The sequence below is a fragment of the Ekhidna sp. genome (assembly GCF_040220215.1).
In the GTDB taxonomy this organism is placed as follows: Bacteria; Bacteroidota; Bacteroidia; order Cytophagales; family Cyclobacteriaceae; genus Ekhidna.
The window spans coordinates 110,996-133,048 of sequence record NZ_JAVJTR010000010.1 but is presented as its reverse complement, the minus strand read 5'-3'; the positions used below and the strand labels follow the sequence as shown (position 1 = coordinate 133,048).

Below are 22,053 nucleotides of genomic sequence, written 5' to 3'. Positions count from 1 at the left end.
ATAATAAAAACATCCCCCTCTTATCCACTTTCCATCACGCCCCCCTTCAAGTGGGAATTATTCCTCTATCGCCAACCTAAGGTTGAAGTAATCCTCGCCCCTGATTTCAATCCCGTATTCGTTACGGGATCTTCCTCTCAAAAGAGATTAAATGTTAGTCTGGATATGTCTAACTTTTCATTCATGAAGCTCACACCTCAAGACGGATTCCCCTATTACATTGATTTAGTCAAAGGTGAAGAATTGAATGCACTCTTTTCGTCTACAGTTGCCATATCATTTTTAAAGTCTCTAAATGAAGAAAAAGCCTCCTATCGCTATGCACCCCACAAATGGAGCATAAAGCAGATTATTGGACACATCACTGATCATGAGCGAATAAAAATGTTTAGAGCTTTTCAGCTCAGCAGAAAGATGAAAGTAGAGCTATGGGGATATGATCAGAATTTGCTTGTTTCCAATGCACGTTTTGAAGAACTAACCATTGAACAGTTGATCATTGATTTTTCGAATGTTCGTCAGGCATCCTCAAGCTTCATTGACTCATTATCAGAGAACCAATTGCAAATCAAGGGTATGGCGCGTGAGCATAAAATCACACTTGAAGATTTTCTGAAATCAATCATTGGGCATGAGAAGCATCATTTGGATATGATTAGAGAAAGGTATTTGTAAAATGCAGTCAAATCATCCTTATATGCTTCTCTATCCCGGCCTTGTGCCGAGATCTTCCAAAATTCATACTTCTCGAAAATTCATAATAAATTCTGAATTTTAAGGTATAAAAGGAAAGCCAAGATCTATATTGAGACCTTGCGGAAACGATTATTTAAAGTTTAAATCACCCTCAAAAAGGAATTTCATACAATGACTAATAATTTAATATTCTAAACATTCCACCTTCCAGCATACCTTTACATTATGCAAGACATTGACATAGAAAACATAGAGCTCTCCTACTTAAGTCTGGATGACTATCAGGAATTGAAGCGAGCGATGATTGAATCTTATCAGAAGGTTGAAAACAACTTTTGGGAGAAACATGAGCTGGAAAAATTGATGTCTTTGTTCCCGGAGGGGCAGGTTGTTATTAAAGTAAACGGACAGATCGCCGGGTGTGCATTAACGATGATCACTAACAGTCGTGTCGCTCAAAAACGACATACTTACCGTCAGATCACAGGCAATTACACCTTTAGCACACACGAAAAAAATGGCGACATTCTCTATGGAGTTGATCTTTTCATAAAACCGGAGTTCAGGGGGCTGAGACTTGGCAGGCGCTTGTATGATTACCGAAAGGAATTGTGTGAACGCATGAACCTTCGCGGTATCGCATTTGGAGGTCGAATACCCAATTATCATACACACGCCAAAGACCTGACTCCTCGCCAATACATCGACAAAGTAAAGCTTAAAGAAATCGACGATCCTGTCCTTAACTTTCAGATTTCCAATGACTTTCATGTATCCAAAATTCTAAAAGGGTATTTGGAGGGGGACAAGGAATCCAAGGACTATGCAGTACTACTTGAATGGGACAATATCTATTATGAAGAGGTGACCGATCAGGCCAGCTCAATCAAACGTGTGGTACGTCTTGGGCTTATTCAGTGGCAGATGCGTCCCTATAAAGACCTTGATGATGTGATGCAGCAGGCAGAATACTTTATCGATGCAGTGTCAGATTATCGTTCAGATTTTGCGCTATTCCCGGAATTTTTCAATGCGCCACTAATGGCTGAAAACAACCATTTAGCTGAGCCTGATGCGATTAGAGAACTAGCCAAACACACCGAGGAAATCGTGAATCGTTTTTCAAAATTGGCAGTGACCTACAACATCAATATCATCACGGGAAGTATGCCGGAAATGCAAAAAGATCGCCTTTATAACGTTGGGTATTTGTGCAGAAGGGATGGCTCTGTAGAGCGTTATGAAAAACTGCATGTCACACCTGATGAATCTAAAATCTGGGGAATGGAAGGAGGAAATAGCCTTCAGACCTTTGAAACCGATTGCGGGAAAATTGGGGTACTGATATGTTATGACGTGGAGTTTCCTGAACTGAGCAGGCTACTTGCGGAAGAGGAAATGGATATTCTTTTTGTGCCGTTCCTTACTGATACACAAAATGGATACTCTCGTGTGAGAAACTGTGCCCAGGCACGAGCGATAGAAAACGAATGTTATGTAGCGCTGGCAGGAAGTGTCGGCAACCTACCTAATGTGCACAATATGGATATCCAGTTTGCGCAATCGGTTGTTTTTACGCCATGCGATTTTGCCTTCCCTACCAATGGGATCAAAGCTGAGGCAACACCCAATACAGAAATGATACTGATCGCTGATGTGGATGTGGATGATCTGAGAGAGCTACACAAATTTGGAAGTGTGAATAATCTTAAAGATCGTAGGACTGATTTGTATGAATTGAAGAAGAAGTAAAGTCAAGCTTTAGGAAAGTTTAGAACTTTCCTAAAGCTCTTATTTCAAATACCCCACTCCTCATTGATCTGAGCAATAGCATGGTGACCGGTCATATCAAACTGACATGGTACAATGGAAACATAATTATTGGCTAACGCCCATTCATCATTGTCCTCCCCTTTGTCATGATTTACAAAATTTCCTACCATCCAGAAGTAGGATCTTCCGTAAGGATCTTTTCGCTCATCAAATTGTTCTTCCCAATTTGCATTAGCCTGACGACATACTTTGATTCCTCTAATTGGCTCTTTTTGAATGACCGGGAAATTGACATTTAAGGCAATGCCTTTTGGAATTCCATTTTTAAGCGCTTCTTCAATCACCTTTTTCACATAATTATCAATGTGATCCATTTCAGCTGCCGGATCATAATCACACAAAGAAAATCCAATAGCCGGCAAACCTTCTATGGCGCCTTCAATCGCTGCACTCATGGTACCGGAATAAAGCACACTGATAGAGCTATTGCTTCCATGATTTACCCCTGAAACAACCAGATCAATATTCCGATCTTTCAGCACATAATGCTTTGCCAGTTTGACACAATCTGCGGGTGTTCCGGTACATTCATATGCTTCAATACCTTCAAACAGTTCACTTTTCTTTAGCCTTAAAGTATCACCAACAGTGATAGCATGTCCCATTCCGGATTGCGGACTGTCCGGAGCAACCACTACCACTTCACCGAGCTGTTTAGCCACAGTTATCAGCTTCCGGATGCCTCTGGAGGTAATACCATCGTCATTGCTTACTAGGATTAAGGGTTTTGCCATAGATTAAATTGAATTGTAAAACGCTGTGATCCGCACAAGATCGGCCATTTCGTTAGTATCTAACTTGTTGTCTTTGATAAATTTCTTTACATCCGATTGCTTCTTGATCATAAAAGCAAGCAAATCTTTTTTCTTTCCGGTATAATAGGTGATTTTCCCTTTGCTATCCAGAAAGTAGAATGAGTACTCAATCACCAACCTGGTGGTATTTCCCCCTCCCCAATAAGCTGAGGAGCTATTTACTGACTGACTTACAATACGCTCCCGAGCCATCAATGAAAGCTTGCCTTCATATACCAGCTCAAAAAACACAGGAATTTTATAGTCAATGTTAACTGTGTAAGGAATCGAGTAAAATTGACGGTAATTGTTCAGAATAGAATCAAATATCTCAAAGTAAAATACTTTATGACTTGAAAATGATTTGGTTTTGCCTTTGTAAATAACAGTTAGAAGATTGGCATCCAGATCATATTTAAGGTCTCCTTTTATGGTGTCTCTATCGACTGTCACCATGAAACCCTCATGAAAAACCTCGGATGAAAATTGCTGTGCTGAAAGGCTAACAGCAGCAATTAATAAAAGCGTAGAAAGTAAATGTCTCATTTTAAAATCTCGTGCCCTAGCTTATCTCTTTTTGTTTCCAAATATTTCTGATTGTGTTCGTTGGGAGCTATTTCTATGGCTATGTTCTCTACAATTTCCAGACCATACCCCATCAATCCGACACGTTTTTTAGGGTTATTTGTAATTAATCTCAATTTAGTAATTCCAAGCTTACGCAAAATCTGCGCACCAACCCCATAATCCCGCTGATCCGACTTAAACCCAAGCTCCAGGTTAGCTTCTACCGTGTCTTTTCCTTCCTCCTGAAGCTTATACGCTTTCAATTTGTTCATCAGTCCTATTCCCCGGCCTTCCTGATTCATGTAAAGCACCACTCCTTTCCCTTCCTTTTCTACCATTTGCATGGCTCCATGTAGTTGTCCTCCACAGTCGCATCGGCAGGATCCAAAAATATCACCTGTCACACATGAACTGTGTACCCTTACCATGACAGGTTCATCCTTTTTCCACGTTCCCTTTATCAGTGCCAGATGTTCTTCTCCTGTGTTTTTTTGCTTAAATGCTTTCAATTGAAAATCACCCCAATTTGTAGGCATACTTACTTGAATCTCCTCCTCAACCATCGATTCTTTCTTCATGCGATACTCGATCAAATCTGCAATCGATACCAACTTCAAACCAAATTTATCAGCAATCTTACGGCAATCAGGGAGCCTGGCCATTGTGCCATCATCCTTCAATATCTCAACCAAGACTCCTCCCGGAGTTAATCCTGCTAATCTTGAAAAATCAACTGCAGCTTCCGTGTGCCCTGCTCTACGTAGCACTCCTCCCTGCTTGGCCTTCAGGGGAAAAATGTGACCGGGACGACCCAAATCTTCAGGTTTTGTATCTGGATTTACCAATGCTTTGATGGTCTTCGATCTATCTGAGGTAGAAATACCAGTGGTGGTGCCGTGACCAATTAAATCAACTGAGACAGTGAATGGGGTTTCGAAAGTTGCCGTGTTCTTTCCCACCATTAAATCCAGGTCCAGCTCTTTACATCTATCTTCAAGCAGAGATGCACAAATAAGGCCTCTTCCCTCCTTTGACATAAAGTTGATGATGTCTGGCGTCACTTTATCTGCAGCACATATGAAGTCCCCCTCATTCTCTCTATCTTCATCATCTACCACGATGATCACTTCTCCATTTTTTATGGCCTCAATGGCTTCTTCAATTTTATCAAGCATTGCTTATCCTACTAATACGTTCCCTAATATTTTGGCTATTTCTACCGATACCATCTTCAACTCATTTATGTCATCCAAAAGTTCATCCACCTCTGCTTCATTTGTAGCATGTTTGAGCTTCTCGGTTTCCTCCTGAATCAATTGCTGCACGATTCTGAATTTTAAGCGAAGTACATTGGTATAGGTGACGTCCCTTAAAAATTCAGTTTCTCTCGGCACATGAATCTTATATTTCTCACTCCAGTTTTCGCTAATTTCATATTTATCAGCGCTTAAATCTATCACCGTCTTCCTGATCTCTTCATCATCATGATTCAGAAGGTATTCACCATCTATTACTTCTCCTTCATTCAATTTTTCCCTAAAGACATCAACGATCCTTCGATAGGTTTCATTTGTAAACTGGATTTCATCTGCTTCGTTCAGAAAATAGTCGATTAAATTCTGATCCTGCATTTCGCGGGTTTGTATTTTACTTTTCCCGTAATTGACCAATACTCTGATGCTTTCTCGCTCCTGATATTCAATGATTTTCCCAATATCCAGTTTATCTATCAGATCCTCTTGCTCCATTGGAAATGGGGGCATTTCCTCTTGAATCGGGGGTTCATCCCTCCCCTTATTCCTTCGGTTTTGAATCAGGATTTTATTTTGCTCTGCTACCAATACAGACTCAGCAATGCCTAATAGATCGCTGCACTCTTTGATATAAACTGTACGCTTAACCGGATCATTGATCTTGGTGATACTCGATACAATATCCTTAATTACCCCGGCTTTTTTCACCGGATCGTTTCCGGTTTCATCCAGCAGCACTTTGGTTTTGAAGCGAATGATATCCTGAGCTTCTTCACCTACATATTCCCTGAAACCCGATGCACCTAGCTGTTTCGCATAGCTATCCGGATCTTCTCCTTCAGGCAGTGCAACAGCTTTTACATTCAAATCTCCTTCAAGCAAAAGATCAATTCCTCGCATGGAGGCCTTAATCCCTGCCTGATCCCCATCAAATATTACGGTTACATTCTCCGTGTAGCGACGAATCAGTTTCACCTGATCTTCGGTAAGAGCGGTACCTGAAGAAGCGACCACATTTTCAATTCCTGCCTGATGCATCGAGATTACATCAGTATAACCCTCCACCAAATAGCAGTTATCTTCTTTCCGTATGGAATTTTTACCCTGGAACATACCATACAGCACTTTGCTCTTATGGTATAGCTCCGTTTCAGGGCTATTTATGTATTTCGCAGACTTGTCAGTACTAGAAAGTTTTCTTCCTCCAAAGGCGATCGTTTTTCCTGAAACATTGTGGATAGGGAATATAACCCTACTTCGGAAGCGATCATAATTCTTTCCTTCTTTGTCAATTACCAATCCAGCCTCAGCAAGTAATTCTTTGTTATAGCCTTTCTGTGTTGCCTCATTTAAAAGTCCATCCCATAGTTCTTTGGAATATCCTAATTCAAATTTCTTAATTGTCTCCTCAGTAAACCCTCTTTCTTTGAAGTATGACAAACCAATTGACTTCCCTTCATCCGATGTGTGAAGTACTCTTTGAAAGTATTCACTGGCAAAATTCAGGACTATATAAAGGCTCTCGCGTTTATTTTGGGCTTGCTGAGCTTCATCGGATTGTTCCTCTTCCTTGATTTCGATCCCATACTTTCCGGCCAGGTATTTGAGGGCCTCTACATAGCTAAGTCCATCCACTTCCATCACGAATGTAATGGCATCACCTCCCTTTCCTGAACTGAAGTCTTTAAAAATGCCCTTTGATGGGACTACATAAAAAGAAGGGGTCTTTTCATTGGTAAATGGACTCAGGGCTTTATAACTTGAGCCTGAGCGTTTCAGAGTCACAAAATCCCCTACAACCTCGACAATGTCGATTCGATTCTTGATTTCTTCGATGGTTGATGGATGGATCATAGTTGAAGTTGGGATGCAAAATTACCTGATAAAATGCAGACGTCATGATCAGGAATAGCATATACATTTAAACAAAAAATTCAATGCCTAAACAAACGACAGATCCGGTAAATATTCTTTTTGTTTCGATCTCCGGTTTGATCAGTGATATTGCCTGGATGTGTACACAAGAGGGGCATCATGTGAAATACTTCATAGAAGAAGAAAGTGAAAAAGAAATCGCGAATGGATTTGTAGAAAAAGTAGATGATTGGGAAGCTGAAGTCGACTGGGCAGATTTAATTGTCTTTGACGATGTGCTGGGACAAGGTGAAAAAGCTAAAAATTTGCGTGATCAGGGGAAGTTTGTTGTTGGGGGCACACCATATACAGACAAGCTGGAAGATGATCGGTCATTTGGGCAGGCAGAGCTTAAGAAACATAAAGTCAATATTTTAAACTATCATGAGTTTGACTCATTTGATGCAGGAATAGAACACATTAAAGCAAACCCCGGAAAGTATGTGCTGAAACCGAGTGGTGAGGCTCAGAATATCAAACGACTGCTTTTTGTTGGAGTCGAAGAAGATGGAAGCGACGTTCTTCGCATTCTTAGTGCATATAAAAACGCATGGAGCGATGAAGTGAAGGTTTATCAGCTTCAAAAGAAAGTGGATACAGGTGTTGAGGTTGGTGTTGGTGCATTCTTCAATGGAAAGGAGTTTATCTACCCGATTAACATCAATTTTGAACACAAAAAGCTATTTCCCGGAGAGTTGGGTGTAGCAACCGGTGAGATGGGGACCAGTATGTTCTGGAGTGGACCTAATAAAATCTTCAATTCTACACTCAAAAAAATGGAACCTACATTGGCGAAGGAAGGGTATGTCGGTTATATAGATGTTAATTGTATAGTAAATAGCAATGGGATTTATCCTTTAGAATTTACTTCTCGTTTTGGGTACCCAACGATTTCAATTCAGGCTGAAGGAATGCTCAATCCAATCGGGGATTTTTTGTATCAGCTAGCCAAGGGAGAAAAGATCAATTTAAAAACGAAAAGTGGTTTCCAGATCGGAGCTCGAATAGTGGTTCCACCATTCCCATACAAAGACCCAAAAACATTTGAGGCATTTTCAAAAGATGCAGCCATCATTTTTAAAAAGCCGATGACTGAAGGAGTGCACATTGAGGATGTGAAGCTTGTAAACAACGAATGGCTGATCACCGGGGGTACAGGAGTTGCTCTAATAGTTACAGGAATGGCGTTAACGATGAAACAGGCCCAACAGCAGCTTTATACAAGAATCAAAAATATTATGATTCCAAACATGTATTATCGAACTGATATTGGAAATCGTTGGTTTGAAGATAGTGATAAGTTACATGCCTGGGGATATCTCAGAGAGAACTAGAATGAAAGCATAAAACCAATTACTGATAGTTATCTAAGTATCCGAAATTGAATACCAAAATCGACAATTAGAGTAATTGACCAAGAGACTTTATAACTTGCGGAGCGAATGGAATTGACGAAGGAAAATCTACTAAAAGCACTGAGTGAAGTGATTGATCCAGATCTTAAAAAGGACCTGGTTTCACTCGGTATGATTCAAAATATTCACATCGATGGAAACAAAGCTGCATTTGATGTGGTCCTCACCACACCGGCTTGTCCTCTCAAAGAAGTGATCAAGAAGGACTGTGAAGAAAAAATACAAAAGCATTTAGGTAATGTGAAAACCATCATCAACATGACTTCCAATGTAACAACCAAAAGGGATGAAGGTCCGGTTCTACCTGGGGTTAAAAATATCATTGCAGTTTCATCCGGAAAAGGAGGCGTTGGGAAGTCTACGATTGCTGCGAATCTTGCCGTTGCGTTGGCAAGAAGTGGTGCTGATGTGGGATTAATTGATGCAGATATTTATGGTCCATCCATCCCAACAATGTTCAATTGCGAGTTTGAGCAACCGGGAATCGTGCAGGAAGATGGCAAAAACAAAATTGTCCCTATCCAGCAGTATGGCGTGAAGCTTATTTCCATTGGATTTTTAACCAATAGTGAAGATGCCGTGGTTTGGAGAGGACCAATGGCAAGCTCAGCCTTAAGACAATTTATATCAGATGCTAAGTGGGGTGAGTTGGATTATTTAATCATTGATTTACCTCCGGGCACCAGTGATATCCATCTTACGCTGGTACAGGCTGTACCTGTGACCGGAGCAGTGGTAGTTACCACTCCTCAAAAAGTAGCACTTGCAGATGCTCAGAAAGGTATTTCCATGTTTAAACAGCCACAAATCAATGTGCCGATTTTAGGATTGGTTGAGAATATGGCCTGGTTTACCCCAGATGAACTTCCTGACAATAAATACTTTATCTTTGGAGAAGAAGGAGGAAGAAAGCTGGCTGAAAAGAATGAGATTGAGCTGCTGGGCCAAATCCCTATCGTTCAGTCGATTAGGGAAAGTGGAGACAGTGGCTATCCTGCAGCAATGAAGGATGGAGAATTATCGGATGCTTTTAAGCATCTTGCGGAGAATGTAGCCAGACAGGTGGCAATTAGAAACGCCTCGATGTTAGAGACTAAAAAAGTAGAAGTGACCGTTTAGTATATGTCAGAATTAGTTGAAAGAGTAGAAAGAGCACTAAACAACATCAGACCATATCTGGAAGCTGATGGAGGAGACGTGAAGGTGCTGGAAGTGGATAAGGATATGAATGTAGTGCTTGAGCTAATGGGTAACTGTGGCACTTGCCCCATGTCTACCATGACACTTAAAGCTGGCGTAGAAGAAGCTATTAAAAGAGAAGTTCCGGAAATAAAAAGCGTTCATGCCGTTAACATTACTTCGCCAGACGACCCAAACGCTAAACTCCCATTTGCTAATTAATGGACCCATGCGAAGTGGGTTACTCTTTTTTTTATGCCTGATTTCCCTTGGCTCTTCAGCTCAGGAAAGGTGTGGCACCATAGCACCCACTACTGGTGAATTTGAAAATTGGATCAGTACCAAAATCGCTGAGCGTAAAAATCTAGCACATCGTTTACAAGCCCCTCTTTATCAAATCCCCGTTGTTGTTCATGTTTTTCACAAAGGTGAGCCGGTTGGTACAGGGGTAAACCTTTCTGAGGAGCGTATTAAAGCACAGATAGATTCACTAACCGCTGATTTCAGAAGGATGAATGCCGATGCGGTAAATACACCAGATGAGTTCCTTCCGGTAGCCGCCGATGTAGAAATTGAATTTGTTTTGGCAAAACAGGACCCAGCCGGAAATCCGACCAATGGTATTGTCAGGCTAAGAGGTTCGAGAGATGTATACAGGGCCAACTCTCACAGGCCGCTTTTACGATCAGAAAGTTACTGGCCTGCAGAGCATTACCTGAATATTGTGGTCACAGACCTACAAGTATTTTTAGGATATGCCTCATTCCCTATTATCTCTTTAGAAGGAATCACAAATGATACAGAAGATTTCATTTTCGATGGAGTCCTGATTGATTATGAATATTTTGGTGTAAATCCTTCGTCTCCTTCTTTTGAAAGCTACGGAAGAACACTCACACATGAAGTTGGTCATTACCTGGGTTTACGACATATTTGGGGAGACGGCAACTGTACCAAGGATGATTTTGTAGACGATACTCCTCTGGCTGACAATGATAACGGAGACTATACTTCGCCATGCACATTTCCAAATCCGGATGACGATGAAATTTGCGTGGCTGGTGAGCCAGAGATGTTTCAAAATTACATGGACTACACCGATGATATTTGTATGAACCTGTTTACACTGGGACAAAAGACGAGGATGCGCACGGTCATGGACAATGCTCCAAACAGGATGTCCTTGATTTCTAGCCCCGGTTTATCAGATCCAACTCGGTTTTCAAATGACTTGGCAGCTACAGCGATTATTAGACCTCATTTTGCTGAGTGTGATGCTAATGTTTCCACACAAGTAATTGTTTCAAACTATGGCATCAATGAGGTTTCTTCCTATGATATCCAGCTTGTAATTGATGGCAACCCTGAAGGCACTCCACAAAATATTACAACAACCTTAGCCCCACTTGCTACAGACACTATTTCATTCGGATCGCATTCAATATCCTCATCAACAATTGTTTCTTATGAAATAAGTAACGTGAACGGTGGAAGCGATGGAAATAACTTCAATAACTCTATTGTAAGGATGGTGAAATCCGTCACTTCTCAAACACTTCCTTTCAATGAGGATTTTGAGGGCAGTGTAGACGTACTTGGTGAATACGGACCAACCAAGCCTTGGCAAGTTGTTAATGCTCCAAAATCCACTCCCGGCAATCAGGCATTTAATTTCAAAGCTTACAACAACACCGAATGGTTTGGAGAACAGACTATTTTCAAAACTCCAATTCTAAATTTAGAAGGGATTGCGTCGGGAGACCTCAGGTTTAGCTATGCTCATGCTAACAGACCTGACGCTTTTTACGATGGTTTGATGGTAAAAGCGAGCCTTGATTGTGGAGAGACTTTTCCTGACATCATTTTTTTCGGATTTGGGCCAAATCTTGCTACTGCATCCGAAAACAATAACCCTTTCACCCCTGCCAATCAGTTAGAATGGATCGACACTTTAATTAGCATAACAGAGTATAGGGATATTGATGGTGTCCAGTTTGCTTTTGTTGGAATCAATGGAAGCGGCAACAACATTTATGTCGATGATGTACAAATAGTAGAGACCAATTTATTTGAGAATGACATTAAGCCTCTAAGCTTAAAAGGGCCTTTAATCACATGCTCAGAATCTTCTGATATCAGACTGAATATAAGAAATGTAGGTTCTGAAACTATTACGTCATTCGAGGTAAAATATAATATCAATAGTGACACCTTGACAACCTCCTTTGATAATTTGAGTATTGAATCGAAAGGAAATGCTTCGTTTAATCTTGCTGCTGATAATTTAGTTACTGGCGGAAATGTTTTCGGGATTGAAATCACCCTGGTAAATGGTGTGGCAGATGAGTCGATGATTGAAAATTCTGTTGAGATCAATGTTCACAGAGATAATGTAGTAGATGAATACCCACTAACTGTCGATTTTGAGTCTACAGATAATTGGGTAATCACTGCAGACGATACAGATACTTTATTCAGAAGAACTTTTCAAAACGACAATGGCGTACTGCAAGCTCGTGGCTTTAATGCGTCAGATCTTGGAAAAACCAATTGGTTTATTAGTCCAAATCTGAATACCGGGGGATTAGACAGTGCAGGACTTTATTTTAGAGTTTCATACGCTTCACGTAGCGGCTTTAGCGATCGACTGCAGGTGTTGCTATCTACCGATTGTGGAGAAACTTACAATACAAATCAACCATTGCTTCATGCTGATTCAGATTCCTTGTCTATCACCGAATCCCAAGACAAATGGGTTCCATTAACCGATTCAGATTGGAAAATGTTTCGAATTGACTTACCTCATAATTTCCCTGATGAAGAATTACGAATTGCATTTGTCTTTACTCCCGGTGGTGGGAATGATTTGTATATTGATGACATAAGTATACGAGGCAATGAACCTCCGGCCTATGCAGAGCCAGCGAGAATATTTCCAAACCCATCCAACGGTAGTTTTAACCTGGGCTTGAATCTTGCAAAGAAAGAGTCTGTAACTATTAGACTATTGGATATGAGTGGCAAAATAATTTTCGAAGAAAGGGTTGACAATGCCTTGAACCAAATTTTAAAATATCAGGCCCCTTCTCAGCAAGGACTTTATTTCCTGAATATCGTTGGACGGCAATTCAATACCTCTCAAAAACTGTTTATTAATCGCTAATTCATTAGGTTTATCCCAACATTAAAAAGTGTATGTCATTTCGAAAACCAACCAGCATTAAAGATTTTCTAATCCATCTAGGAGTACTTATTGGCAGTACTTTTTTAATTGTAATCATCGTGTTTTACATGTGGCTACCAATTACTACAAATCATGGTGAGACCATTACTGTTCCAGACATCAAAGGCAAGACAGTAAGTGAATTGAACGAATTTCTAGGAAAAAGAAACCTACGTTATGAAGCTACTGCAGACTCTAGCTATTCACCGGACTTCCCTCCATTAGCCGTATTGCGACAGGTGCCAAAGCCAAATACAAAGGTGAAAGAAAATAGAAAAATATACGTTACCCTCAATGCGGAAAGCCCACCCAAAGTACGTATGCCTAAAGTGGAAGATCTTTCGCTTAAAAGTGCAATGATGGTATTAAAATCTTATGACTTAAAGTTAGGAGAAGTGAAGTATGTGCCGGATGTCTTCTTTGGTGTAGTACACGAGGCAAGATTGAACGGCAGAACCGTTTTAGAAGGTGAAAAAATTGAAAAAGGATCTCCAATCGACTTGATTGTTGGGGATGGGTATGGAAATACTGTTTTTCAATCCCCATTATTAATTGGTTTAGATCAGGAAGAAGCCGAAATTGCTATCATAGGTTCCGGACTAAAAGTCGGAAAGGTCAGCAGCACAGACAAATCGCTTGCTGGATTTGGTGCCACAGATTCACTGGGAAATGAGATCCTTGAGTACCGGGATATTTCACCGGGCACAGTGCAGCAACAATATCCTCGTCCGGGACGTAGGGTGACCATAGGAGATCCGGTGGATATCTGGATTTATAAGCCAGACTCAGTCAGCAACACTTCCACGATATTGGACAATCAATGAAAAAATATGCCTCTATCATATTTATCCTGATTGCCCAACTGAGTTTTGCTCAGCTGATTGTAAAGCCTATTATAAAGCCAAAGAAGGAAACGAGAGCAAGAGTAGCGGTTATGGAAACGGTTAGCCCGGCTTCACTCCCCTTCTGGGATGATTTTTCAATGAGTACTGATTCTGTTGATGGCATTCGCGTTTGGGGATCAGATAGTTCAAGACAATGGAATGCGGACTCGAGCAAAAATGTTTTTGTAAATGCAACACTCGCCAAAAACCCACCAACTTATAAGGTGGTCACCTTTGATGGTTTAGATGCAAATGGCGGATTCCATAATGATAAAAATTCCTGGGGCGATCAGTTACTTTCAGAAACCATTGACTTGCAAGGAAAAGCTGATGTAGTTCTTTCCTTTTATTGGCAAGCCGGTGGGAATGTGGAGTTGCCGGAGAAAGGAGATTCATTGAGACTTCAGTTTTACAACCCGAATACAGAAGATAAAAAATGGATCACAGAATGGTTGATAGACGGTGAGGATATTACCAATGGTGAAGATACCGTCTTCACTCAGGAAGCTATTGAAGTACCATCCCAATATCTTACTCAAGACTTTCGGTTTCGATTTCAATCCTTTGGTGATAAAGACGGTCCGTTTGATGCCTGGCATCTGGATTGGATATATTTAAATGAGAATAGAGGTTCGGATGATTACTACTATTTAGATCGGGGATTGACCGGTCAATTATCTTCCCCGTTTGCCCCCTTCAAGGCTCTACCAATTCACCAATTCAAAGAAAACGAGACTTTCTTAACCTCAAGTCAATATGTTCAAGCATTTAATTTGGATGTTCAACTTCAACCAACCGAATACATACTAGTGATAAGAGAGCTTAAAAATGGAACTAGGATAGATTCTATTGAGTACGGTACAAAAGACCCACTTTTAAATAACCCTGACCCATTTAAGGTGTCCGTTCAACGCTATATTGAATTGAATAACGTTGATCTTTCTTCAATTCCAGAAGAGGACTCACTAATGCTTTTATCTGAAGTTTATCTTGAAAGTTCGGATGATGAATTTTTAGATGGATCTCAAATTAACCTACGGGTGAATGACACCATCCGCACCCAGTACCTCTTACATAACTACTATGCGTATGATGACGGGACTGCAGAGTATGCAGCAGGTACAAATATCGACGGGGGCCAGGTGGCTATGAAATTCTGGCTTGAGCAATCGGATACGTTAACACATATAGATATTTACTTTCCAAATATTGACCCTCTTAGTAGCGGTAGTCCACTTGAACTTCGTATTTTCAGGAATTTGCAAGCTGGTCCTATCAGAAAACAAAACATTTTGGTGGAAAATGCAACCGCTCTTAACCAATTTACCCGCTATGAACTAGCCCGTCCACTTATCTTATCAGATACTTTCTATATTGGCTATCAACAAAGCAAAAACGAATACATCGGGATAGGTTTTGATAGAAGTAATACTGAAGCTTCCAAATACATTTATGAAAACAAAACAGGACAGTGGGAACAAAATGTACGTCTATCAGGCGCGTTGATGATACGTCCTGTTTTTGCCAAAGTGGATAGTCTGGTATTAGGGACTAATCCAAAAGAAAAGTCTTTAAAAGTTTACCCTAATCCTACTAGTGGGATTATTAGAATTTCCGGCACTTACGAGGCTATTACTCTGATAGACTTTTCAGGTCGGATTTTAGCTAGGGAAGGAACAAATAGAACTCATGATTTTTCTAGTTTAAAGGCAGGATTATATTTGCTCACTATTCACCGGAAAGAAGGTGATCAAACCATAAAAATCATCAAGAAATGAACGAAGATATTACTTGCTCAGACGTAAAATTGCGATTAGATAAAGGTGAAAAATTCAATTTCATTGACGTAAGGGAGGAGTGGGAATACGAAGAAGCAAATATTGGGGCCAAATTGATTCCTCTTGGAGACCTGCCGGCCCGAATTTCTGAGATCGAACACATGAAAGATGAAGAAGTAATCGTGCATTGCAAGTCTGGTGCAAGATCAGGAAGAGCTAAAAAGTTTCTAAATTCCCAAGGCTTCACCAATGTACGAAACATGGAAGGTGGCATTACAGCCTATCTGGAACTTTAAAAGCCGCCTTCAACAACCAGGGGTTCAGGGCTGAAGCTTAGAATAAAAATCACAAGAGCTATCCAGCCTAATATCTGTCTCTCTACTGATAATGGTGTATTATCGACAACAGGTGGATGATCCACACCAATAAACCTTCCAATCAACAGGGAAAATAACAGCCATCCTGAATACCCCTCCACTTTTAATACTGAGGCCACAAAAAACTGAACAGTAAATAATACGGTAGCATAAAGCAGCCGATCCCTTTTTTCCTTAAACACGCTAAAGGCACACCAATACACCACAAACAGATAAAGCGCGATACTGATGAGGAAATTGCCAATACTCTCCAGCGAACTGTTAACCAGGTCTGCGGTTGTAACCCAACCAAGTCCCGCATAGAAAATAAATCCGGTAAATAATACACGAGAGATTATTGCATGATTTTTAGCCCCAAATAGGCCAAACAAAACGTGTCCTCCGTCCAACTGTCCAATAGGTAACAAGTTCAATGCGGTAAAGAAAAAGGCCAAATAAGCAGCCAATAATACAGGGTAATGCATCAACTCCCTTGAACTGGGAACATAACGATCATTGTGAGCCAAGTACTTTCTTCCGAGGTTCATCAGAATATTGTCCCCGAAAAATACAGCCCCTACCCTGCTTGTATCAATCGTATCAGGAAGCGTCTCAAAGGCCAAACGTTCCGGATTCAAGTCTGATTTTAGAATGAGCGTGTCAAGTCCCTCCATTCGCTCTTCAAAGTTTTCTCCGAATACCTCATATTCTGGGTGCACTTCATAGATGTATTCAGTTTCCGGGAGCGTTTGAAAGCCATATATAAGGAAGATTACAGCCACCACAAATCCGGCAATGGGTCCTGAAACACCAACATCAAAATACTTGACCCGGCTGAAAATGGTTTCTTTAATGCGAATGAACGCACCCATGGTGCCCAATGATGCCATCCCAACAAAGCCAAACCACATGGGGATGTAATAGGGCAATGTTACATTGATTTTATGATACTTAGCTGTGAAATAATGCCCGAACTCATGGACAGTCAAAATCAGCAAAAAGGGAATGGAAAAATGGAAACCAAACAGGAAATCATCCCAGGTCATTCCGAAAAAGATAAACTTACCCAACGTCCATTCAGCACCTGCAAATGTGGTAGTGATAACTGTAACAATAAATAAACCCAGCTGAATGAGTTTGGTCTTTTGATTTTTATCCAAGCCCGAAAATTTCGTTTAATTGTTTGTCAGGGTCGAAAATCTGTATTGCCTTCATCCCTGCTTTTTTAGCCGCCTCCACATTTTCCAATCTATCATCCAGAAATAGCATGCGTGAAGCATAAAGCCCTATATCGTCGATAACAAAATTATAGCAGTTGAGGTTTGGTTTACGCATTCCAATTTCATGTGAATAGTATACTTCCTTCACAAAATCCCTTAAACTAGCCCGGCCCGTTTCTTCCATTATCATCTCCTCATAAGCTATCTCATGGATCATATTGGTATTTGACAAGATGAATGTATCAAACCTTTTACCAATCTGCAGTACTTTATCCATTCGCTCCTTAGTGATAGACTTTAGCATACTATTCCAAATATCTTCAAACTGTCGTTCGCCCATCTTGGTACCTAACAGCGAATTGAATTTAGCTCTAAATTCATCCGGGCCAATCATTCCCATTTCAAACTTCTGTAAAATAGGGGCTGTTACAACCAATTCTTCGATCTCCTCTGTATTCTTTTTAGCTACTTCCGAAAACCGTTTTATTACTCTTGGATAGTCAAGATCAATAAGTACATTTCCAAAATCAAAAATTATGGCATCTATGCCTTGCAGTACGTTTGACATTCGTTGGGTATTAAACGGCAAATATGTAATATTGCGCTTCCTTTTGAAAGGCTATCGCTTACAGTTTTATCAAAACCTGGCTTTGAACATAGCTCAAGATAGCCTGCAAAAAGTAAAATGAACCTATAAACCGCCAGTTGGCGGTCAGGCTCAGATTGGTTAGGGTAGCTGACTGGGACGCATAGTCCGGAGCGCGTAGCTTCATAATCAGTAAGTCCCTGTTTTTTACATAATGGGCCTATAACTCAGTTGGTTAGAGTAACTGACTCATAATCAGTAAGTCCCAGGTTCGAGCCCTGGTGGGCCCACTAAACAAGAAAGCACTTCCGAGATTCGGAAGTGCTTTTTTTGTAAACCTTACTGCATAGAAAAAACTACATCTACCCCTGCCAAAAATCTTTTTGAATTAAAACTTTAGGTGAGGAAATAGCCATCAAAAAAACCAATGTTATCACTATAAGTAATGCAACTTCTAATCGCTTTGTGATTCCATTCGAGGCTATGATTCGGTTAGAACTATCAAGAATTTTCTTTCCTTCAAAAAGTTGAATATCTGATAATGCCTCTAAATCTGACAGTATCAGGTCATACTGACTATTAAGGTGGTTCTTGATAACTATTCTACGCGTAAGTGTTGGATTATGAAAGATCTGATTCTCAAATTCAACTGATAGATTTATATCATCCTTTAATTTCCTTAGTAACATATTCTCTTCTTCTGTCAATCTGGTCTTCTCATAACTTTCCAAAAGTTGATCTATGGAATGATTGGTTAATGTAATTGACTCTATCAATTCATCCTCTGCAGTACTCAATGCAACTTTCTTTGAATCAATCTTTCTTGACAAATCGAAAATGTAATCCTTGGCAACTAATCTATCCTTATAAATAGTGGTAATCGATTCTTCCAGATCAGATAGATGTTTATTGTGCATAGAGGCCACCATCGCAATCATCAATAGTACCGAAAATAGGATCAGTGTTTCGTTTCGCTTTTTATTTAGTATGCTTTTCCATTTCATGGCGATTCATTTAATCAATTTTCATTCCGTTTATTCTTAACCATTGCTTGAGTTCTGCCTGATCATTTGAGCTTAAATATTTAAGTCCTTTTCTATATTCTTTTTCAATTAACTCCTGATCGAAACTGAGCTTACTTAAAAGAACCTTGCAGTACTCCAACATAGTCATCGTATTCTTTTGCATTTTGCCCATATTAAGTTGTTTGATATTCATGCTCCCATACCTTTCGCCGAATGTAAAAGTGCTCTACATTCCTTTTAATACTTTTTACTCTTTTGGTTAACCGTTTTAGGTACCTGTACATTACCACTTCCTGGGCATATACCCTTCCGCCATAAGAATGCGTCCCAAATCCAGCTTTATAATGGTCGGAATACTTTTCGATTTTTGATTGGAATGAACATTGATCTTTAAAGAAACTAGTGAAGCTTTCAGGGTTGAATTTATGATCCAGCTTGTCCATGTGATTCAAAATTCGCTGGATCGTCCGTTTGGAGTGATTGTAAGTAGTGGCTTGAAGATCCTTTTCCAGCATGTCATGATACTCATGAATTTGATCCAGCATACCGAAAATTGTCTGCCGGTAACTACTTTCATTACAAAAGGCTTTTAGGTTTTTATACTTAGAAAGCTCCATCATTTCAACATCAAGGTTTACTGACAATAGTAAGATCCTTTTCTCAACCTTGTAAGGTTCGGATAGATGAGTTCGTTTGGCGTGTGCCGTAAATGAAACTAAAAACAATATTTGGATAATTACAGCTTTCATATATCAAATGAACGCAGTTTACTTAAATGAGTGAATAGCAATTATTTGGTAATTTTTTTGCTCGAAATACGTATGCGAATAATAGCGTTTAAGCTCTTGTTTTACGAATTAATACCTTTCATAAACTCAATATGTATAGTTTTAACATTTAAAAATCGTCCATGCCTGTTTCGTACATTACCCATAAAGGTCGGAGAATCCTATATGTCAATTTTAAAGACTTAAAGTCAAAAGAAGTTGTGCTGGCCAATCTGGAAGAGATGAAGAAATTCTATTTGGAGGCAACTGAAAAAATCTATTTGCTTCTGGATGTTAGGGGTACATTCACAGATCCTGAAGTCATGGATCGTCTCAAAAACTATGGCAAGCAATACTTTAATGGGAAATCTGAAAAACGTGCTGTTCTAGGTATTACCGGAGTGAAAAAAATTCTACTAAAAGGCTATAATTTGGTGACAAAGACAGAAGTGGCCCCATTCGATTCAGAAGAAGAAGCAAAGGATTATTTGGTAGGGTAAGGATCTTTGGGTGTTACATTATTGAGTAGTAGTAATAACTAAATGTGATTCTCCAAAATAGTAATCTTTTTCTGAAAGCTGTATATCCAACTGTCGCTTTCTAATTTCTTCAATGTTTTGACTGAAATCTTTAATAACAACCTTAAATCCATTATCATCTTTTTCAGTTGCCATTGGTATCAAAGGGTTTTTTTCAGCAATCAATTTGATGTATTCGGTCCCACATGGACACTTAACATCCCATTCAAACGGTAATTCAATGGTTTGATTGATACGATCTTTTCCAATGTAATAATTCTCCATCATCAAAACCTGGGTACCATCATCCCATATATTAAGCAGTGTTATAAAAACAGGGCGGGTAGCACTCACATATAAACTCAAATTGTCTCCGGATCCAAAAACAAGCCTTCTTGTACCCTTTTGAGTGACAAGATCCACCTGAACTCCTCCATTTGCCTCATTCAAAAGAAACTCTGATCGTACCCTCGAGACATGGCGATCATCCGGGTAAAACACAAGCCCCTTCTCCAAAAGATCGTCTTTCGGTATGAAAACTGATTCTGATGCAAAAACTTTAACGGCTTCTTCCCCATCAAATTGTTTTAGCGAAAAAGCAACCAGAATATTTTCGTCTTTTAACCAATAGGAACTGATTAGTTTAAACTTAGATTCGCTAACGACTTCCACCTCTTGTGTAGGCAATATTGTGCGTAATTCATCTTCTAAATAACTCGAGAAGGTGCTGACCAAATCGGTGTTCTTATAGGTTATCGGCGTTACCTCAAATTGATTCATTTTCGATTCTTTTAGAATCGATTGCACCATAATTTTGAGACGATCACTTAGAAATTCTCAACTAACTTTGAATTATACCAAATATGATCAAAACAGTATCTAAGCTGCCCTCCTCCGGCACCACCATTTTTACGGTGATGTCCAAACTAGCATCCGAGTATAAGGCAATAAACCTGGGTCAGGGATTTCCTGATTTTGAATGCGATGAAAAGCTCAAAGACCTGGTAGCCAAACATGTGAAAGAAGGGAAAAACCAGTACGCCCCTTTAGCAGGATTGCCAAAACTAAACGAGACCTTGAGTAAAAAAATGAAGCATGTCTATGGCATGCCTATTGACCCAAATACTCAAATCTGTGTCACCGCAGGAGCTACGCAAGCACTTTATACTGCTATTATGGCTTTTGTGAATAAAGGAGATGAAGTAATCATCTTTGAGCCTGCCTATGACTGCTACACTCCTCAGATTCAGTTGGCAGGAGGAGTTGTGAAACCATATACCATGACTTATCCGGATTATGGGATTGACTGGAATAGGGTCAGAGACATGGTGAATAACAGGACACGAATGATCATCATAAACACCCCTCATAATCCTAGTGGAACTATACTAACAAAGCAAGACATGGAAGCTTTGGAAGCAATTATAAAGGATAATAATATAGTAGTACTTAGTGATGAGGTATACGAACACCTAATCTTCGATGGAGAACAACACCAAAGTATCATGCGATTTCCTAATCTATTTGAACAGTCAATGGCCGTGTTTTCATTTGGGAAGACGCTCCATGCTACAGGATGGAAATTGGGGTATATCGTTGGGCCTGAATACCTGATTAAAGAGTTTAAAGTCGTACATCAATGGAATGTATTTTGCACCAATTCATTTGTTCAATTTGCCATTGCAGATTATTTGGCTGATCCTAAAAACTACGAATACCTTCCCTCCTTTTTTGAGAAGAAAAGAGACAAAATGAACGGACTCTTAAAGGATGTTCCATTAATCCCTAAAGTGGCAAAAGGAACCTATTTTCAAGCTTATAATTACGAAGAAGTTAGTGATTTAGGTGATCTAGAATTCGCCAAGTACCTCACCGCAGAAATCGGTGTTGCTGCCATCCCAATGTCTCCTTTTTATACGAATCCCCCGGGGGATAAAGTCATTCGATTATGTTTCGCTAAGCAGGAAAAAACAATTGAAGCTGCAGCAGAACGATTAATAAAATTGAAGGCTTAATTAAGGGGTCTATTGTTTAATAGATTCTGA

21 protein-coding genes and 1 tRNA gene are annotated in these 22,053 nt (G+C 39.9%); 12 read left to right on the top strand and 10 right to left on the bottom strand.

Going from position 1 to position 22,053, the window contains the following annotated elements; genetic code table 11:
- The first annotated feature begins 183 nt into the window (after positions 1-183).
- Positions 184-675, top strand: a complete 492-nt coding sequence (locus tag RIC88_RS03735) for a DinB family protein (RefSeq protein WP_350216131.1) — start codon at positions 184-186, stop codon at positions 673-675.
- A 246-nt stretch (positions 676-921) separates the two neighbouring features.
- Positions 922-2,448, top strand: a complete 1,527-nt coding sequence (locus tag RIC88_RS03730; RefSeq protein ID WP_350216130.1) for a bifunctional GNAT family N-acetyltransferase/carbon-nitrogen hydrolase family protein — start codon at positions 922-924, stop codon at positions 2,446-2,448.
- A 44-nt stretch (positions 2,449-2,492) separates the two neighbouring features.
- On the opposite strand, the gene surE is transcribed toward RIC88_RS03730, so the two are convergent.
- From surE to dnaG, 4 genes are read right to left on the bottom strand one after another with little or no spacing between them, the layout of a single operon-like run.
- Complete coding sequence (gene surE / locus RIC88_RS03725) at positions 2,493-3,263, bottom strand: 5'/3'-nucleotidase SurE (RefSeq protein ID WP_350216129.1); 771 nt, start codon at positions 3,261-3,263, stop codon at positions 2,493-2,495.
- 3 nt (positions 3,264-3,266) lie between these two features.
- Positions 3,267-3,869 carry a hypothetical protein gene (locus tag RIC88_RS03720; RefSeq protein ID WP_350216128.1) on the bottom strand — a complete coding sequence of 201 codons (603 nt, stop codon included), beginning with the start codon at positions 3,867-3,869 and terminating at the stop codon, positions 3,267-3,269.
- On the bottom strand, positions 3,866-5,065 hold the full coding sequence (locus tag RIC88_RS03715; RefSeq protein ID WP_350216127.1) for a bifunctional 3,4-dihydroxy-2-butanone-4-phosphate synthase/GTP cyclohydrolase II: 1,200 nt from the start codon (positions 5,063-5,065) through the stop codon (positions 3,866-3,868). The genes RIC88_RS03720 and RIC88_RS03715 overlap by 4 nt, the downstream gene beginning before the upstream one ends.
- Positions 5,066-5,068: 3 nt before the next feature.
- Positions 5,069-6,997: a DNA primase gene (gene dnaG, locus RIC88_RS03710; RefSeq protein WP_350216126.1), complete on the bottom strand. Its 1,929-nt coding sequence runs from the start codon at positions 6,995-6,997 to the stop codon at positions 5,069-5,071.
- A gap of 83 nt (positions 6,998-7,080) precedes the next feature.
- Here dnaG and RIC88_RS03705 point away from each other — a divergent pair, with 83 nt between their 5' ends.
- The 7 genes from RIC88_RS03705 to RIC88_RS03675 all read left to right on the top strand — a co-directional run bounded on the left by RIC88_RS03705 (position 7,081) and on the right by RIC88_RS03675 (position 15,832).
- A complete protein-coding gene (locus tag RIC88_RS03705) occupies positions 7,081-8,391 on the top strand; it encodes a hypothetical protein (protein WP_350216125.1) in 1,311 nt (436 codons plus the stop codon).
- 108 nt (positions 8,392-8,499) lie between these two features.
- On the top strand, positions 8,500-9,591 hold the full coding sequence (locus RIC88_RS03700; protein WP_350216124.1) for an Mrp/NBP35 family ATP-binding protein: 1,092 nt from the start codon (positions 8,500-8,502) through the stop codon (positions 9,589-9,591).
- 3 nt (positions 9,592-9,594) lie between these two features.
- The gene (locus RIC88_RS03695; RefSeq protein WP_350216123.1) at positions 9,595-9,873 is read left to right on the top strand and encodes a NifU family protein; all 279 of its coding nucleotides are present in this window, start codon (positions 9,595-9,597) and stop codon (positions 9,871-9,873) included.
- Positions 9,874-9,880: 7 nt separating this feature from the next.
- Positions 9,881-12,814, top strand: a complete 2,934-nt coding sequence (locus tag RIC88_RS03690) for a T9SS-dependent choice-of-anchor J family protein (protein WP_350216122.1) — start codon at positions 9,881-9,883, stop codon at positions 12,812-12,814.
- 32 nt (positions 12,815-12,846) lie between these two features.
- Entirely contained in the window at positions 12,847-13,698 is an 852-nt protein-coding gene (locus RIC88_RS03685; RefSeq protein WP_350216121.1) for a PASTA domain-containing protein, read from the top strand.
- Positions 13,695-15,536, top strand: coding sequence for a T9SS type A sorting domain-containing protein (locus tag RIC88_RS03680; RefSeq protein ID WP_350216120.1), 1,842 nt, complete (start codon positions 13,695-13,697; stop codon positions 15,534-15,536). Before RIC88_RS03685 ends, RIC88_RS03680 begins: the two co-directional genes overlap by 4 nt.
- Positions 15,533-15,832, top strand: coding sequence for a rhodanese-like domain-containing protein (locus RIC88_RS03675; protein WP_350216119.1), 300 nt, complete (start codon positions 15,533-15,535; stop codon positions 15,830-15,832). The genes RIC88_RS03680 and RIC88_RS03675 overlap by 4 nt, the downstream gene beginning before the upstream one ends.
- Here the strand turns inward: RIC88_RS03675 and RIC88_RS03670 are convergent.
- Positions 15,829-17,052: a site-2 protease family protein gene (locus tag RIC88_RS03670; RefSeq protein WP_350216118.1), complete on the bottom strand. Its 1,224-nt coding sequence runs from the start codon at positions 17,050-17,052 to the stop codon at positions 15,829-15,831. The genes RIC88_RS03675 and RIC88_RS03670 overlap by 4 nt on opposite strands.
- Positions 17,045-17,680 (bottom strand): HAD family hydrolase, encoded by a 636-nt coding sequence (locus RIC88_RS03665; protein WP_350216117.1) that lies wholly within the window; start codon positions 17,678-17,680, stop codon positions 17,045-17,047. The genes RIC88_RS03670 and RIC88_RS03665 overlap by 8 nt, the downstream gene beginning before the upstream one ends.
- Positions 17,681-17,914: 234 nt before the next feature.
- On the opposite strand from RIC88_RS03665, the gene RIC88_RS03660 reads away from it, so the two are divergent.
- Positions 17,915-17,988 (top strand) — tRNA-Ile (locus RIC88_RS03660).
- A gap of 72 nt (positions 17,989-18,060) precedes the next feature.
- Here RIC88_RS03660 and RIC88_RS03655 read toward each other — a convergent pair.
- Genes RIC88_RS03655 through RIC88_RS03645 form a run of 3 tightly spaced genes read right to left on the bottom strand, consistent with a single transcriptional unit; the run spans position 18,061 to position 19,472 of the window.
- Entirely contained in the window at positions 18,061-18,702 is a 642-nt protein-coding gene (locus RIC88_RS03655; RefSeq protein WP_350216116.1) for an MCP four helix bundle domain-containing protein, read from the bottom strand.
- A gap of 10 nt (positions 18,703-18,712) precedes the next feature.
- The gene (locus RIC88_RS03650; protein ID WP_350216115.1) at positions 18,713-18,886 is read right to left on the bottom strand and encodes a hypothetical protein; all 174 of its coding nucleotides are present in this window, start codon (positions 18,884-18,886) and stop codon (positions 18,713-18,715) included.
- 10 nt (positions 18,887-18,896) lie between these two features.
- Positions 18,897-19,472 carry a hypothetical protein gene (locus RIC88_RS03645; RefSeq protein WP_350216113.1) on the bottom strand — a complete coding sequence of 192 codons (576 nt, stop codon included), beginning with the start codon at positions 19,470-19,472 and terminating at the stop codon, positions 18,897-18,899.
- Positions 19,473-19,633: 161 nt separating this feature from the next.
- Here RIC88_RS03645 and RIC88_RS03640 point away from each other — a divergent pair, with 161 nt between their 5' ends.
- Positions 19,634-19,990 (top strand): hypothetical protein, encoded by a 357-nt coding sequence (locus RIC88_RS03640; RefSeq protein ID WP_350216112.1) that lies wholly within the window; start codon positions 19,634-19,636, stop codon positions 19,988-19,990.
- Positions 19,991-20,008: 18 nt separating this feature from the next.
- On the opposite strand, the gene RIC88_RS03635 is transcribed toward RIC88_RS03640, so the two are convergent.
- A complete protein-coding gene (locus tag RIC88_RS03635; RefSeq protein WP_350216111.1) occupies positions 20,009-20,788 on the bottom strand; it encodes a hypothetical protein in 780 nt (259 codons plus the stop codon).
- An 83-nt stretch (positions 20,789-20,871) separates the two neighbouring features.
- On the opposite strand from RIC88_RS03635, the gene RIC88_RS03630 reads away from it, so the two are divergent.
- Positions 20,872-22,023: a methionine aminotransferase gene (locus RIC88_RS03630; protein ID WP_350216110.1), complete on the top strand. Its 1,152-nt coding sequence runs from the start codon at positions 20,872-20,874 to the stop codon at positions 22,021-22,023.
- The last annotated feature ends 30 nt before the right edge of the window (positions 22,024-22,053 follow it).

Coding starts and splice junctions, on each gene's coding strand:
- RIC88_RS03650 (WP_350216115.1), bottom strand. CDS start 18,886: ATGCAAAAGAATACGATGACTATGTTGGAGTACTGCAAGGTTCTTTTA.
- RIC88_RS03635 (WP_350216111.1), bottom strand. CDS start 20,788: ATGAATCAATTTGAGGTAACGCCGATAACCTATAAGAACACCGATTTG.
- RIC88_RS03655 (WP_350216116.1), bottom strand. CDS start 18,702: ATGAAATGGAAAAGCATACTAAATAAAAAGCGAAACGAAACACTGATC.
- RIC88_RS03715 (WP_350216127.1), bottom strand. CDS start 5,065: ATGCTTGATAAAATTGAAGAAGCCATTGAGGCCATAAAAAATGGAGAA.
- RIC88_RS03695 (WP_350216123.1), top strand. CDS start 9,595: ATGTCAGAATTAGTTGAAAGAGTAGAAAGAGCACTAAACAACATCAGA.
- RIC88_RS03630 (WP_350216110.1), top strand. CDS start 20,872: ATGATCAAAACAGTATCTAAGCTGCCCTCCTCCGGCACCACCATTTTT.
- RIC88_RS03640 (WP_350216112.1), top strand. CDS start 19,634: ATGCCTGTTTCGTACATTACCCATAAAGGTCGGAGAATCCTATATGTC.
- RIC88_RS03685 (WP_350216121.1), top strand. CDS start 12,847: ATGTCATTTCGAAAACCAACCAGCATTAAAGATTTTCTAATCCATCTA.
- surE (WP_350216129.1), bottom strand. CDS start 3,263: ATGGCAAAACCCTTAATCCTAGTAAGCAATGACGATGGTATTACCTCC.
- RIC88_RS03730 (WP_350216130.1), top strand. CDS start 922: ATGCAAGACATTGACATAGAAAACATAGAGCTCTCCTACTTAAGTCTG.
- RIC88_RS03680 (WP_350216120.1), top strand. CDS start 13,695: ATGAAAAAATATGCCTCTATCATATTTATCCTGATTGCCCAACTGAGT.
- RIC88_RS03705 (WP_350216125.1), top strand. CDS start 7,081: ATGCCTAAACAAACGACAGATCCGGTAAATATTCTTTTTGTTTCGATC.
- RIC88_RS03675 (WP_350216119.1), top strand. CDS start 15,533: ATGAACGAAGATATTACTTGCTCAGACGTAAAATTGCGATTAGATAAA.
- RIC88_RS03735 (WP_350216131.1), top strand. CDS start 184: ATGAAGCTCACACCTCAAGACGGATTCCCCTATTACATTGATTTAGTC.
- RIC88_RS03700 (WP_350216124.1), top strand. CDS start 8,500: ATGGAATTGACGAAGGAAAATCTACTAAAAGCACTGAGTGAAGTGATT.
- dnaG (WP_350216126.1), bottom strand. CDS start 6,997: ATGATCCATCCATCAACCATCGAAGAAATCAAGAATCGAATCGACATT.
- RIC88_RS03665 (WP_350216117.1), bottom strand. CDS start 17,680: ATGTCAAACGTACTGCAAGGCATAGATGCCATAATTTTTGATTTTGGA.
- RIC88_RS03645 (WP_350216113.1), bottom strand. CDS start 19,472: ATGAAAGCTGTAATTATCCAAATATTGTTTTTAGTTTCATTTACGGCA.
- RIC88_RS03690 (WP_350216122.1), top strand. CDS start 9,881: ATGCGAAGTGGGTTACTCTTTTTTTTATGCCTGATTTCCCTTGGCTCT.
- RIC88_RS03720 (WP_350216128.1), bottom strand. CDS start 3,869: ATGAGACATTTACTTTCTACGCTTTTATTAATTGCTGCTGTTAGCCTT.